The organism is Ruegeria sp. HKCCA5929 (assembly GCF_013034525.1).
In the GTDB taxonomy this organism is placed as follows: Bacteria; Pseudomonadota; Alphaproteobacteria; order Rhodobacterales; family Rhodobacteraceae; genus Ruegeria.
Map to the genome: position 1 here is coordinate 110,402 of NZ_WQGE01000007.1, position 14,645 is coordinate 125,046.

Genomic DNA, 14,645 nt, shown 5'->3' on the forward strand with positions numbered 1-14,645 from the left:
TTGGTGTCACTCCGGCAGGTAGCGGTCTGACCAGCTTTCACCTGCCGAACCGCTGGCGATCATTGCGTCAATTTCCGCGTCAGAAAACCCGACTTCGCTCAGGATTGATCGTGTGTCCGCGCCGTACTTTGGCATCGGTCCAGGGATTGCGATCCTAGCTCGTTCAGGCCGAACTGCGTTCGGAGCAACAAGATCACACCAACGACCCATAGGGTGCAAATCATGCCGGATGACCCTGAACGTATTCTGCGTCAGATCAACCTGACCAGAGCTTTCGAGATGCAAAACAGCATCACGTGTGTCGTGCAGCGAACCCAGAGGCATAACAGTTGAAGACGTGCCCGTGAAAGCTTGCTGCCAAAATACGGCGGGTTGCGTGGCAATCCGATCTGCCAGAGCTTTGGCCATCTGCGGTTCCGGCATGTCAGCAATATCTGCCAGTTCGTCAACGTGGCGCAAGGCGTCTCGTTGATCTTTTGGTGCCGCGAAGAAAAGCCAGCCGTCAGCGGCACGGTAACAGTGGTAATACGGGCCCCATCCCAACGCCGAACGCCCTGCGGGTTCGTCAAAATGGGCGCGGGTTTCAAAATCATACATCAGCTGTGCTTGAATGAGGTTCCCTGCCCCAGCCAGCGCCGCGCGGGCGATTCCGCCTTTGCCGGTTTTCTGCAGCCTCAGAAGGGCCGCGCCCAGCGCAACACAGGCGCAATATCCGGTCAGAACGTCGATCGTGCCGAAATGCGCGTGTTCTTCCGGTGTCTCCATCCCTCCGCCAAAGCGCACCATCACCCCGGTCGCGGCTTGTGCCAGATCATCATAGCCCAAATGGTCCGATTTGGGGCCGCGTGCAGGACCCCCGAAAGCATCCAGTTGAACCAAAATGAGCCGTGGGTTGATCGCGGCCAGCTGCTCTGGTCCAAGGCCCAAGGCGTCGCGCTGTTCGTCCGTGCCGTTCATCGTTATGACGTCTGACGCTTCGATGAGCCGTCGCAAAGCGCGCTGTCCCTGCTCTGAACCGAGGTTCAGCAACACGCTGCGTTTGCCACGATGGGCGTGCAAACCAAATACAACCGTGTTCCACGGGTCGACCGACGGCTCTACCGGCTGAACCGAGGTAACCTGAGCCCCGTAGCGCGCCAACGTAGAGCCTATGGTTGGACCAGCGATGACATTGGTCAGGTCCAGGACTTTAAGCCCCTCAAGCCAGCCGCTTTCTTCCACACCCGCCACCCCGTTGCGCGGTGACTCGGCCAGGATAGCGGAAATGGGCGCATTGTCCGGGTCCGGTCCCGGCTGTTTGCCAAGCGCCCCGGCGTCATCGGCAAGCCAAGCCACATTGCCCATTTGTTTCATGTCGCCGTGACGCGGGTCTTGCACCTGAACCACCAGCCCCGAAGCCAAAGCGTGCGGATCTGCCAGCCATTCCTTGGTGAATCGCTGTGCCGTGGCAGGAGCTTTGGCGGCACCGAACAAGGCTTCCCATTCATGAGAAGGCTTGGTTCGAAACGCCTGTTTCATTGCAGCAGATACCCGTGTCCGGTCTCTGGCGCCGACCGGGTAATTTCGCAAAGACCATTCATCGGGCCAGTCTGCTGTGTCCAAGTAGGCATCAAAATCCGGCAATTCGTCTGCCAACGCCCCTAAACCCAGAACCTCCAGCACGCGCAGGGGGTGTGTTTTCACACTGCCTGCGACCACATAAAATCCTCGACCATCAGCGCAGGTATAGGTTCGGTAGAATGGATCCAGAAACTCTTCCAGTTCTGCAAAGCTCAGGTCCATTGGCAAACCTTCGGCCGTGCGTCGGTCCAGCTCCACCTCTCGAGGGGATTTGTAGCGTTCGGGATAATCCTCAATCTGCTCGCAATTATAAACCAACCCTTCCAGCAAGGCCGAGGCCAAAGGAACTTCGATGTGATCCCCCCCATTCCGGTCGCGCGCCGTTAGGGCAAATTGCACCGCCATTGCCCCAAAGGCTGCTCCGTAAGCCGATGCCAGGGTGAGCGGCGTAAAGGACGGGTTGATCCCCATCAAACGCCGGTTCAACCCCATATCCGTAAACTGCCCTGTGCGCGCAGCGATCACCGCCTCCCACGCCGGTACATTCGCAAGAGCCGGGTCGTTCGAGGCGAACCCCGGCAATGAGACAGACACGATGCGCGGATTGATATCACGCAGCGCCTGCGGGCCAAGTCCCAAGCGGCTCATCACGCCGGGGCGGAAATTTTCGATCACGACGTCGGCTCTTGCCACCAGATCGCGCGCTAATTTCAAACCCTCATCCGACTTGAGGTCGATGGTAATGGCCGACTTGCCCCGCGACAGCATGTCGGTGGCCGGATCCTTTAAGCGCGGTCCGCCGGGCGGATCGATACGGATCACCTCGGCCCCCATGTCGGCCAGCATCATGCCAACCAAAGGACCAGCCAGATACTGGCCAAAGTCGAGAACGCGGATATGGTCGAGAGGTCTTGATGTCATGCGCGGCACTTTTGTTTCAGGCTGATATGAGAAAACACACCGCAGGAAGACAGAGGCACATCTGAGTGATCAGGGTTTGGTTGCACCGCATTGTGTCCTCCCACGCGCGTTAGCACCATCTTGGGCGCGAATGAGCGGAGGAGGTTGTTTGAATCGACCAGCCAATGTCGCAATTTGACCGCTTTAAACGCAGCAAAAAGGTCTTTGGTGCAGCGCGGCGCTTGGAAGAGCCTTTCATTGCAGAAAGGCGAAACGGGGAAATTAGGAAGTTATTCGGGTGTGGTCAGACCCAACTGCCCAAGAGCGGCCTGTGCCGATTGGCTCCAACGTTCTTTCAAAGCGCTGTTTCGGTTGTGACGCAAACCGATTGAAGTCAGGAAAGCGAACCGTTTCGGATCATCTCCACCAAAGGACAGCGCGACGCGGGGCCACCAATAGTCCACGGCATGTTGCATCTGCTCTGTTTCTCCGCCTTCTGCCAGCTTCACTGCGCCTTCCAGGGCAAGTGCGCCATGATGTGCTTCGACAGGGGCGATCTGTCGGAAGGCTTCAGCCAGCGGTTGGTAGGAAACCGTCGAAAACTCAGCCAGTTGCTCGGCCACCGCGCGGCTCATCAACAGGTTCATGATCACAGCGTCGGTCCAGCCCGAGATCGGATAATTGAACACAGCAAGGCGCATGTCATGTGCGCTGCGCGTTGCGCCGATATCGTCATCGCGATCCAGTCGCGCAGTCCATGGATGGTGCGTGGCGTATCGTTCGGTATCCGCGCCAAACTCGCCCATTATTTTAAGAACACGGTCTGCATGATCGGTTTTCTCAAGCACTATTTTTGCTGCCGCGATCCGTTCCTTGATGCCCGGTCCCTGATTGATGATATCCGCAAAACCCGCGGCGCCTGCCAATTCGCTGTCCACAAAGGTGGCCATCAGCTTCATCAATTCGGCGCGGTAGCGTGGTGGCACGTTTGTCGGATTGGTCAGTACACCGCCTGCGGCCAGGTAGCTGTCGAGTGTCATGGCTTCGGTCATTGATCCTCTCCCTTTACTGGTCGTAGTCCACGACCACACAGTCGGTCACCGGATAAGCCTGACAGCTCAGCACATAGCCTTTTTCGACCTCGTAATCCTCGAGCGCGTGATTGGCGAGCATTTCGACTTCGCCTTCCAGAATGCGACAGCGACAGGTGGAACAAACTCCGGCCTTGCACGCGTATGGCGCGTCCATAGCGTTTTCCAAGGCTGCGTCCAAAATGGATTGATCCTTGGGCAGGGTTACTGTCTGGGTCGAGCCGTCCAGAGTGATTGAAGCGCTAGTCTGGTTCGCCTGCGTGCCCGCCTCTGCTGCATTTGTCTTGCGCTTGGCCCGCCCAGGTTGGGCGCTGGCAAATAGCTCGAACTTGATCTGGCTGTCCTCAAGCCCGTGATCTCGCAGAGCGGCGGCGATCCCCAGCATCATTGGCTCTGGTCCACAAATAAAGGCCGTATCCACGTTTTTGATGTTGATCCAGTGTTCGAACAGCTCACCGCATTTTTCCTGCGTCACAAGCCCCGTGAACAAGTCGATCTCCTGCGCGTCGGTCTCAAGAATATGGATCACGTTCAGGCGACCCATATAGAGGTTTTTCAGGTCCTCCAGCTCCTCTCGGAACATGATCGTGTTGATGCCTTTGTTGGCGTAGATCAGCGTGAAGCGGGACTTGGGTTCACGCGCCAGCGTTGTTTTCAGGATCGAAAGGACGGGTGTAATCCCCGATCCGCCAGCAAAGCCGAGGTATTGTTTTTCCGCGTCCGCTTCGATTGGCACATGAAAGCTGCCCATTGGCGGCATCGCTTGAACAACGTCACCAACGCTCAACTCTGCATTGGCCCAGCTTGAGAAAGCGCCCCCTTCGACGCGTTTAATGCCAACTTGAAGAACGCCGTCATCCTTTCCCGCGCAGATCGAATACGAGCGGCGAAGTTCTTCGCCTTCAAAATCACGCCGGAAGGTCAGGTATTGACCCGCGGTGAAATCGAACTGTTCCGCTGCGCCATTCACAGGCTCAAGCGTCACGACAACCGCATCGCGGATGGTTTTGTGGATGTCGGTGACTTTCAGGTCATGAAAACGTGCCATCCGGTGCTCCTCCTCAGATGCACTTGAAATAGTCAAAGGGTTCCAGACAGTCGGTACAGCGCCAATGGGCCTTGCATGGGGTCGAGCCGAACTGGCTGACTTTTTCAACAGCCTTGCTGCCGCAATGGGGGCACCGTTCTGGCCCACCTGCCGGTTGCGGTGGCGCAATGCCATAGTCTTCCAGCTTGGCGCGGCCTTTTTCGCTCAGCCAATCGGTGGTCCAGGCGGGCGAAATGCTGGTTTCGATCCGCACCTCGGTAATCCCGTGATCTCGCAGCGCGGTTTCGATATCCATGCTGATAACAGACGTTGCTGGGCAACCTGAGTACGTTGGCGTGACGGTCACAACCAGCGTTCCGGCGTCCCAACGCACATCGCGAACGATGCCCAGATCCACGACCGAGATCACCGGGATCTCGGGATCGGGCACCGTATCCAGCCAGTTCCAGATCTGATCAGTCGAGGATTGCATCCGCTCTCACCACTTGGCTCCGGGATAGGCGCGTTGCAGCCATTGCATCTGCGTCAGCAGATGACCCAGATGCTCGGTATGCATGCGCCCGTCACGCCCGCCCTTATGGGCAAACTGGCTTTCTGGAATGCGCAGTGTTGCCTGGGTCAGGATCCTTCCGACCAAAGCGTCATATTCTTCACGCAAGTCTGTCGGATTGGGTGCGATACCTGCAGCGGCCATCTGGACGTCGACCTCGTCGCTGGTGAACATCTCACCGACATAGGGCCACAGATAATCAAGGGCTTCCTGCATTCGGGCATGGCTTTCCTCGGTCCCGTCGCCCAGCCCCACAACCGTGTCGCCTGAGCGTTCGAGGTGATAGGCAACCTCTTTGCTGGCTTTGGCAGCAATTGCAGCGACACGTTCGTCCGAGGAAGTCATCAAGCGCCCCAGCATGATCGAATGCCATGCGTCGAACAGAAACTGACGCATCAGTGTACGACCGAAATCGCCGTTGGGAACCTCGACAAGCAGTACATTGCGGAAATCCCAAGCGTCGCGCAGAAAGGCCAGATCGTCAGCGCTTTTGCCACCATCAATCTCGCCCGCAAGACCAAGCCACATCTGGGTCTGTCCGATCAGATCCAACGCAGTGTTGGCCAGCGCGATGTCTTCCTCCAGAACCGGCGCGTGCCCGCACCACTCGCTGACCCGGTGGCCAAGGATCAGCGTATTGTCCCCCATCCGCAGCAGGAATTGATGCAAAGCGTCGTTGGAAACAGAAACACTCATTACATCGCCCCCACTTCTTCGGGGATGTCAAAGAAAGTCGGGTGGCGATACACCTTGCTTTCGCTGGGCTCATACAGAGGGCCTTTATCACTGGGCGATGAGGCCGAGATGTTGTTTGCCTCGACAACCCAGATCGAAACGCCTTCGTTACGGCGCGTGTAGACGTCGCGCGCGTTCTTGATTGCCATTTCTGCGTCCGGGGCGTGCAGCGATCCAACATGTCGGTGGCTCATACCGTGTTGGCCGCGGATAAAGATTTCCCACAGGGGCCATTCGTTATTCATCGGGTTTCCTCCTTGGGTTCACTCTGCTGCCAGATTGCCGGATTGCTTCTTACGGGCGTGCGCCAAAAGACCGTCCCGCACCCATTTCCCGTCGTCCCAGGCCTTGTTGCGTGCAGCGAGACGATCCACGTTGCATGGGCCATTGCCCTTGATCACGTCGAAAAATTCCGACCAGTCGGGCTCTGAAAAATCGTAGTGCCCGCGTTCTTCGTTCCATTTCAGGTCTGGGTCGGGAATGGTCAGGCCCAAATACTCGGCCTGCGGCACGGTCTGGTCGACAAACTTTTGACGCAGCTCATCGTTGGTATTGATCTTGATTTTCCACGCCATCGACTGCGCGGAATGGACCGAGTCCTTGTCGGACGGGCCGAACATCATCAGTGACGGATACCAGAAGCGGTTCATCGCATCCTGAGCCATCTTGCGCTGCTCGGGCGTGCCTTCGGCCATTTTGCGGATCGCGTCGTAACCTTGCCGCTGATGGAAGCTCTCTTCCTTGCAGATACGGATCATCGCGCGTGAATAAGGCCCGTAAGACGTGCGTTGCAGCGGCACTTGATTCATGATCGCCGCACCGTCAACCAGCCATCCAACAGCACCAATATCGGCCCAGTTCAACGTCGGATAGTTGAAGATCGACGAGTATTTCATACGCCCGTCAAGCAGCATCTCGGTGATCTCGTCCCGGCTGACATCCAGCGTCTCAGCTGCGCAGTAGAGGTAAAGCCCATGCCCGGCTTCATCCTGCACCTTGGCCAACAAGATCGCTTTGCGCTCCAGCGTCGGTGCGCGGGTAATCCAGTTGCCTTCGGGCAATTGCCCCACGATCTCAGAGTGCGCATGCTGACCGATCTGACGGATCAGGGTCTTACGATAAGCCTGAGGCATCCAGTCCTTGGGCTCGATCTTGATATCGGCATCAATCCGCGCCTGAAACTCTGCCAGTTTCTCCGGATCTTCGTTTGATGCTTCGGATTTAACCATCTGAGCATACATGTCCCGTCTCCTCCGTTACACGCGTTCAAGAATAAGGGCCGCGCCCTGCCCGACGCCCACACACATGGTGCAGAGCGCATAGCGACCCCCGGTTCGCTTCAATTGATAGGCTGCGGTCAGCACCAGACGCGCGCCGCTCATGCCCAGTGGGTGGCCCAAAGCGATGGCCCCTCCATTGGGGTTCACGTGGGGCGCATCGTCCGGCAGGCCCAACTCGCGCAATGTTGCCAAACCCTGAGAGGCAAATGCCTCATTCAATTCGATCACATCCATCTGTTCGATGCTCAGCCCTGCACGGGCCAGAACCTTGCGGCTGGCAGGCACCGGGCCGATGCCCATCACACGCGGTGGAACACCCGCAACCGACATCCCCACCACACGGGCCATCGGGGTCAGACCGTTCTTGGCCGCTGCCGCCTCATTCGCCATCAGAATGGCTGCCGCGCCATCATTTACACCCGAAGCATTGCCCGCTGTGACGGTCTTTTCCGATCCGTTCACCCCTTTGAGACCTGACAGTTTTTCTGCTGTGGTTCCCGGACGCGGGTGTTCATCCGTATCCACAATGAACGGGTCGCCCTTTCGCTGTGGTACCGAAACCGGAGTGATTTCATCGCCGAAAACACCCGCCGCATGAGCGGCCGCCCACCGGGCCTGGCTGCGTGCAGCAAAGGCATCCTGATCTTCACGACTGATGCCATAGTCTTCGGCCACATTGTCAGCAGTCTGCGGCATGGAATCCACGCCGTAGTCCTGCTTCATCTTCGGGTTCACGAAACGCCAGCCGATCGTGGTGTCGTATACCGCGTTGTTGCGAGTGAACGCCGAAGTTGCCTTGGGCATCACAAATGGTGCGCGGGACATGCTTTCCACGCCCCCCGCAATGGCCAGATCGTAATCGCCTGCCTTGATGCCGCGGGCTACCATTCCAACGGCATCCATACCGCTGGCGCAAAGACGGTTTACCGTTGTGCCCGGAACGTCGATCGGCAGCCCGGCCAACAAGGCCGCCATGCGTGCAACGTTCCTGTTGCTCTCTCCGGCCTGATTGGCATCACCATAGATCACATCGTCGACGCTGGCCCAATCGACCTGAGGGTTGCGTTCTTTCAACGCCGCTAGTGGTAAAGCCGCAAGATCATCCGTGCGAACCGAAGACAGCGCTCCGCCATACCGCCCAATCGGTGTACGCGTCGCGTCGCAAATGAATGCGTCCATGTCCGAGGCCTCCTGTTCGCGTTAGTATTCATTAACCGTCTGGTCGGTTTTTATTAAAGCAACCGATTCGAGGCAAGCTTTATGTTACCTTTTTTTGACCGTGCTCACCATTTTTGTAACATATAAAGTCAGAACTTTATCGTTGCGATATTCGGGGCCGATTAGGGCGGTGATCCAAACAACATTAAGCTGACCGGGCGACACTCACGTCCCGCTCGGTCTCAATCCCCCAATACGGCTTCCAGTGACGCAAGGCTCGGGCGAGGCAACCTGTCTAACAGCTGCGCCACGGACTGTCGGCACTCCGCACCTTTCCAGTCTTCTGGCAGAAAGGCAGGTGGCAAAGGGGGATGGCGCAGGATAAGCCGCCGCCACCCATGAACGATCAGAACACGCAGAACGGCAGTTTGCAGGAGGTCGTCCATCCCCTTGGCGGGCAAATGCTGTTCGACGAACTGAAGTGTGGTCCAGAACTGACTGTAAGCGTCTTTCAGAGGTTCAGGTCCACATAGATCCCGCATCCAATCGGGCACTGATACAGCACTGCTTTCAATCGCCAGCAGGTCTTCCAGCCCATCAGGGGCCGAGCCCGGCGCCATGGCCGTAGAGGCATTGACAGAGATATAATCACCAATGAGCATCAGATCTGACAGTTCTTTGCGGGAACTTTCAGAACCGCTGGCGATCAGAACATGCCAGATGTCGGGCTTTTCGGTCTCGCGGGAATAGATACGCGGCGCGGCGGCGGCACTTTGGCTGCGACCAAAATCCGTCAAGCGGTGCACGCTGGTGCGCCCCACCCGCGTACTTTCGATCCAACCTTCTTTCCGCAGCCGATGCAATGCAACACGCGTCGCCTCAGACTTGATTCCGGCCAGACTGGTGAGCGCCGTGATCAAGCTGCCACTGACTTGGTCCGATCCGCTGGGCGCCAAATCTCCAAATATCGTAACCAGCACTGACCACACCCGCTGTGTGCCGGTGTTGGTCAGTTGACTGACACAGGTTTCGAACCAATCAGGGCTGATGTCTTTCATACACGAAGTATAATCGGGCCGAAGGGAAATACCATCCGGCCCATCGCACGCATCCAAGTAGCTAGTAAGCAACCATCGTCAACAGCTCATATTCTGCGACCTGTTCGTCATCTTGCTGGATCAGCGTGACGTGCCAACGAACTTCGCCATATTCGTCATTGCGTTTGGTTTTGGCCTTGACCGTCAGGCGCACTTTGATGCTGTCACCGGCTTCAACCGGCTTCATAAAGCGCAACCCGTCCAGACCGGTATTGGCCAGCACCGGCCCTTCATTTGGTTCGACAAACAATCCAGCGGCAAATGACAGCAACAAATAGCCATGGGCGACGCGACCCGGAAAGAACGGGTTTCGTTCCGCCGCAGCCTGATCCATGTGGGCATAGAAGGTATCGCCCGTGAAAGTGGCGAAGTGTTCGATATCTTCCATGGTGATGGTGCGGGGTTCCGTGTAAATCGTCTCGCCAATTGCAAGGTCATGAAACCTGCGCGTAAAGGGATGGGCAGAGCCTTTGACCTCCGTCGCGCCGGGCACCCATCTGTTTCCAATCGCGGTCAGTAGGTCAGGTGAGCCCTGAATGGCTGTCCTTTGCATATAGTGCTTAACACCACGCACGCCGCCCATCTCTTCGCCGCCGCCGGCGCGCCCGGGGCCGCCATGCACCATATGAGGCAAAGGTGAACCGTGACCGGTAGATTCTTTCATCGAGTCACGGTTGTTGAAGTACAAACGCCCATGATAGGCCCCTGCCCCAATGGCGACCTGACGCGCCACGTCAGGGTCATGCGTAATGACCGATGCCACCAAAGATCCTTGCCCCCGGTTTGCCAGTTCAATCGCATGGTCGAGATCGCGATAGCCCATGACCGTGCTGACCGGCCCAAAAGCTTCGGTATCATGCACACGCTGCGCCGCGTCAGGGTTGGCACAATGGTAAAGCATGGGCGGCAGAAACGCTCCTTTTTCGGGATCTGCTCCATCGACCGCAAAATCATCCGGGTTGCCGAAGACACGCTCGGCCTCTTGGCCAATGATCGCCGCCTTTTCCAGAACGTCACGTTTCTGACCATTCGAGACCAACGCGCCCATGCGGGTGGTTTCCAGCCTTGGGTCGCCGATAACGGTTTTGGCCAGCCGCGCGGACAACGCCTCGATCACGGCTTGCACCTGCACCTCCGGCGCGATGATCCGACGGATTGCGGTACATTTCTGACCAGCCTTCGCCGTCATCTCGCGCTGGACCTCTTTGACGAAAAGGTCAAACTCAGGCGTACCCGGTACGGCATCAGGGCCAAGAATCGAACAGTTCAGGCTGTCCTGTTCGGCGACGAACCGTACGGAGTTTTCCAGGATCACGGGGTTGGATCGCAGTTTCAGCGCCGTATCCGCCGAGCCGGTAAAGCTGACCACATCCTGCAGGGTCAAACGGTCCAGCATGTCGCCCAAACCGCCCGACACCAACTGAAGCGCCCCGGCGGGCAAAATACCGGATTCCAACATCAACCGCACACACAGCTCGGTCACGTAGCAAGAATTCGTCGCCGGTTTAACGATGGCCGGAACACCGGCCAACAGAGTTGGCGCCAGTTTCTCCAACATACCCCAGACCGGAAAGTTGAACGCATTTATGTGAACCGCCACGCCGTGTAACGGGGTGCAGACGTGCTGGCCCAGAAACGTCCCGTTGCGCGATAGTTGCTCAACATCACCGTCCAGATAGACATGCCCGTCCGGCATTTCCCGGCGTCCTTTCGAGGCAAAGACAAACATTGTGCCAATGCCGCCGTCGATGTCGATCATGTGGTCCGACTGCGTCGCGCCTGTGTTGAAAGACAGATCATAGAGCGCCTGCTTGTGCCGACCCAAATGCAGCGACACCGCCTTGAGCATTTTGGCCCGCTCATGAAAGGTCATCTTGCGCAGGGCCGGCCCGCCGACGTCGCGCGCATAGTCCAGCATTCCTTGCACATCCAGTGCCGCGTTGCCCGCAGTTGCAAACACCTTGCCCGTTACGGCGCTGGAAATAGTGCGCGCCCCGGCACCAGGCGGCACCCATGCACCGGCGGCAAAGCTGGATATCTGTTGGATGGTCATGAGCGTCTCCTCATCAGTGTCTGGATCCTCACATCACCAAGTCGAACGTGTGAGGTCATATCTTTAACCGTACGGTCGGTCGTTATTTTTGCACAGCAACACCACAAACCGTACCCTTCAAACCTGCGCGGGCAATCGCGCGAAACCCCGAAACCGGATACGGCCACCGCGTTCAGCACCATCGGCGATACAGTAATCCGAGAAGCGGGCCAGAAACCGCCCAACCGCCACGCGGCCCTCCATACGGGCCAAAGTCAGGCCAACGCAGGTGTGTGGCCCACCAGCAAAGGCATGGTGTTTGTTGGGGCGCCGGTCCAACATCACTTCATCGGGCTGCTCAAACTGTCGCGGGTCGCGGTTGGCGGCTCCGATGCAAAGATGGATATCTGTTCCGGCGGGAATGGTTTGGCCGTGGAAAACGATATCCTCGGTGGTCATACGGTTGCCGAATTGGTTGGGGCTTTCCATTCTCAGAAACTCGTCCACGGCTGTGTTTATGAGCTCCGGGTCGGCCAGCAACTCGGCACGCTTGTCACGGTGCCGGTCCAGCAGCTCCAGCGCGTTGCCGATCAGATTGGTCGTGGTCTCATGCCCAGCATTCAGGATGAAAATGCAGTTCTGGTACAGCTCGACCTCGGTCAACCCGCCATCGGTGTCATCCTGCATCAATCGTGTCAGCACGTCCGTTGATGGGTCACCTGGATTGGCGCGACGATCATCTATGATGTGGCGCAGGAATGCCTTGAAGTCAGACACCGCGCGATTGCCCCAGTCTTCTTGTTCCTGAGTCAGCTGAGGCTCCAAAGCGCCCAAAATGGCCAGAGACCAATCCCGCAGGGGTCCGCGCTCGGATCGGGGAATGCCCAGTAAGTTGCCGATGATTTCAATCGGGATGGCCCCGGCAAAATCCTCGATCAACTCAACAGAGCCCTTGGTCTGCATCTGGTCCAGCAAGCTGTCGACCAGCTGCACCAGACCCGGCTCCATCTGCGCCAGCGCGCGCGGGTTCATCGCACCGACCATCACCTTACGAACACGGGTGTGCAAAGGCGGATCATTGAACACCAAACTGGTCGTGTGATGTTCGAATAAAGGGCTGTCGACCCCGTATTTCGGCCCAAAAACCGCCTTCTTGTCCGAAATGAAACGTTTTGTGTCCCGATACACCAGATCCAGATCGTCATAGCGCGAAAGGATGACAGACCCATCGGCTTGAAAGCAGACGGGCGTGTCTTCGCGCAGCGCAGAATAGGCCGGATAAGGGTCTGCGTGAAAACCGGTTGGAAGTGCGGTCAGCGAGAACATCAGTGACCCATCGCCCCCATATGTTCAGGCAGAACCAGAACCAGCCATGGCACCAGAACAATCAGCGCCAAACGAAAGATATCTGCCACCCAAAACGGAGTGACGCCCTTGAAGATGGTCCCGGTCGAGACATCCCCCACCACACCTTTAAGAATGAACACGTTCAAACCGACTGGGGGAGTGATCAGGCTGATCTCAGTCACGACAACGACAACGATGCCAAACCAGATCGGATCATATCCCAGCGATGTCACCAGCGGGAAGAAGATCGGCACTGTCAGCAGCAGCATCGACAGTGATTCAAAGACACAGCCCAGAATGATGTAGATCCCGAGTATCATCAGGATCACCACAAACGGCTCCACCTCATAGGCCGTGACCAATGCGATCAAAGCTTCGGGCAGACCGGCCAAGTTGATGAAGTTCGAAAAGATCTGCGCCCCGATCAGAACCGAGAACAATGCCGCAGCAGTGAAACTGGTCTCTTTCAACACTTCAAAGGTGGAACCAAGGGTTAGCCCACCCCGAGACAACGCGATCAGGAAGGCACCCATTGCGCCCATGCCAGCTGCCTCGGTCGGGCTGAAGGTCAGGTTCAGCGGATAGAAGTCAAACACCCCGTACAACCCGCCGATCACAAGGAAGAACAGCAGCAGCACGGCCCAGACCGAGCGCAGCGCCGAAAGGCGTTCGCCCCAGCCGTGCCGCTCTCCTGCTGGTCCGGCGTCGGGTCTGCGCCAAACGGTCCAACGCACCGCCAGCAGGTAAAACAGAATGCCCAACACACCGGGGATGATGCCCGCAACGAAAAGCTTGCCAATCGAGGTTTCGGTCAAAAGGCCATAGATCACCAGAATGACCGATGGCGGGATCAGAATGCCCAGTGTTCCACCGGCAGCAATCGACGCCGTCGACAGCTCATCCGAATAACCATAGCGACGCATTTCCGGCATTGCGACTTTGGACATCGTTGCGGCCGTGGCCAGCGACGAGCCACAAATGGCAGAAAACCCACCACAGGCCGCAACCGTTGCCATGGCGATGCCGCCGCGGAAATGGCCCAGGAAGGCATTCGATACCGCATAAAGTTCGCGCGCAAGGCCGCCCTTGTTGACGAACAGACCCATCAGGATGAACAGTGGCACAACAGACAGCCCGTAATCCTGCGCCGTATCAGTGATCTGGCGGCCCACCATGGACATCGCGGCCTTCAATCCACGTTCGGACAGGATGCTGCCTCCGCGTTCATATGCAAAGCCAAGCGTCCCAACGAGCCCCATCGCAAACACAATGGGCAGGCGCAGCAGCACAAGAACAAGGACAAGGGCGAAACCGATCAAAGCGGCAGTCATCAGGAGTGCTCCGACAAGGCTTGGGGGGCAAAAATGTGCAAAATCCCGGTGATGATCATCGCGACAGCAGTGATCGCGGTGAAGGCGGCGATGAACCAGCCCACATAGAAGACAGGAATCGACAAGTATTCGGTGACATCGCCGTAATCCCGCGCCCGCTCTGCCAGCACCCACACGCGCTGAATTGGCCAGATCAGCATGATACCGGATACCAGATATACAATCGCGTCACGCGCTCGGCTTAACCGCATACGTGCGAAAATTCCATCTGTCAGGTCCACAGCGATCTGTCCGCGTCCGGCCGAGATTATCGGTAGGACCGAAAAGACAAGGATCGCCATCAGAATCCGCGTCAGCTCGGTTGCAGCCTCGATTGGCGCGTTGAAGACAGAGCGCAGGATGACGTCAAAAAAGGTCATCACCATCAGTATGAATAGCGCCACGCAGGCCAGCAGCGTCGGAACGACACTGATGCGTCGCGCAAAGGTCACGAGTGAGTGCATGATTGGTCCCCGG

General features: G+C 57.6%; 13 protein-coding genes. All 13 read right to left on the reverse strand.

Annotated elements, in window-relative coordinates; all coding sequences use genetic code 11:
- Positions 1-6: 6 nt before the first annotated feature.
- Positions 7-2,481: a CoA transferase gene (locus tag GOV90_RS16625; protein ID WP_171095141.1), complete on the reverse strand. Its 2,475-nt coding sequence runs from the start codon at positions 2,479-2,481 to the stop codon at positions 7-9.
- Between the two features lie 269 nt (positions 2,482-2,750).
- Positions 2,751-3,512 carry a Phenylacetic acid catabolic protein gene (locus tag GOV90_RS16630; RefSeq protein WP_171095143.1) on the reverse strand — a complete coding sequence of 254 codons (762 nt, stop codon included), beginning with the start codon at positions 3,510-3,512 and terminating at the stop codon, positions 2,751-2,753.
- A 13-nt stretch (positions 3,513-3,525) separates the two neighbouring features.
- Complete coding sequence (locus tag GOV90_RS16635) at positions 3,526-4,599, reverse strand: 2Fe-2S iron-sulfur cluster-binding protein (RefSeq protein WP_171095145.1); 1,074 nt, start codon at positions 4,597-4,599, stop codon at positions 3,526-3,528.
- Between the two features lie 13 nt (positions 4,600-4,612).
- A complete protein-coding gene (gene paaD / locus GOV90_RS16640; RefSeq protein WP_171095147.1) occupies positions 4,613-5,071 on the reverse strand; it encodes a 1,2-phenylacetyl-CoA epoxidase subunit PaaD in 459 nt (152 codons plus the stop codon).
- A 6-nt stretch (positions 5,072-5,077) separates the two neighbouring features.
- Entirely contained in the window at positions 5,078-5,845 is a 768-nt protein-coding gene (gene paaC, locus GOV90_RS16645; protein WP_171095149.1) for a 1,2-phenylacetyl-CoA epoxidase subunit PaaC, read from the reverse strand.
- Entirely contained in the window at positions 5,845-6,129 is a 285-nt protein-coding gene (paaB, locus tag GOV90_RS16650; protein WP_170404692.1) for a 1,2-phenylacetyl-CoA epoxidase subunit PaaB, read from the reverse strand. The genes paaC and paaB overlap by 1 nt, the downstream gene beginning before the upstream one ends.
- Before the next feature lie 18 nt (positions 6,130-6,147).
- Positions 6,148-7,125, reverse strand: a complete 978-nt coding sequence (gene paaA, locus GOV90_RS16655) for a 1,2-phenylacetyl-CoA epoxidase subunit PaaA (RefSeq protein WP_171095151.1) — start codon at positions 7,123-7,125, stop codon at positions 6,148-6,150.
- 15 nt (positions 7,126-7,140) lie between these two features.
- Positions 7,141-8,343, reverse strand: coding sequence for a 3-oxoadipyl-CoA thiolase (pcaF, locus tag GOV90_RS16660; protein ID WP_171095153.1), 1,203 nt, complete (start codon positions 8,341-8,343; stop codon positions 7,141-7,143).
- Positions 8,344-8,564: 221 nt separating this feature from the next.
- Positions 8,565-9,380 carry a PaaX family transcriptional regulator C-terminal domain-containing protein gene (locus GOV90_RS16665; RefSeq protein ID WP_171095155.1) on the reverse strand — a complete coding sequence of 272 codons (816 nt, stop codon included), beginning with the start codon at positions 9,378-9,380 and terminating at the stop codon, positions 8,565-8,567.
- A gap of 61 nt (positions 9,381-9,441) precedes the next feature.
- Entirely contained in the window at positions 9,442-11,472 is a 2,031-nt protein-coding gene (paaZ, locus tag GOV90_RS16670; protein ID WP_171095156.1) for a phenylacetic acid degradation bifunctional protein PaaZ, read from the reverse strand.
- Between the two features lie 117 nt (positions 11,473-11,589).
- Positions 11,590-12,777 carry a cytochrome P450 gene (locus tag GOV90_RS16675; protein WP_171095158.1) on the reverse strand — a complete coding sequence of 396 codons (1,188 nt, stop codon included), beginning with the start codon at positions 12,775-12,777 and terminating at the stop codon, positions 11,590-11,592.
- Complete coding sequence (locus GOV90_RS16680; RefSeq protein ID WP_171095159.1) at positions 12,777-14,129, reverse strand: TRAP transporter large permease; 1,353 nt, start codon at positions 14,127-14,129, stop codon at positions 12,777-12,779. The genes GOV90_RS16675 and GOV90_RS16680 overlap by 1 nt, the downstream gene beginning before the upstream one ends.
- On the reverse strand, positions 14,129-14,632 hold the full coding sequence (locus GOV90_RS16685) for a TRAP transporter small permease (RefSeq protein WP_171095161.1): 504 nt from the start codon (positions 14,630-14,632) through the stop codon (positions 14,129-14,131). Before GOV90_RS16685 ends, GOV90_RS16680 begins: the two co-directional genes overlap by 1 nt.
- Between the last annotated feature and the right edge of the window lie 13 nt (positions 14,633-14,645).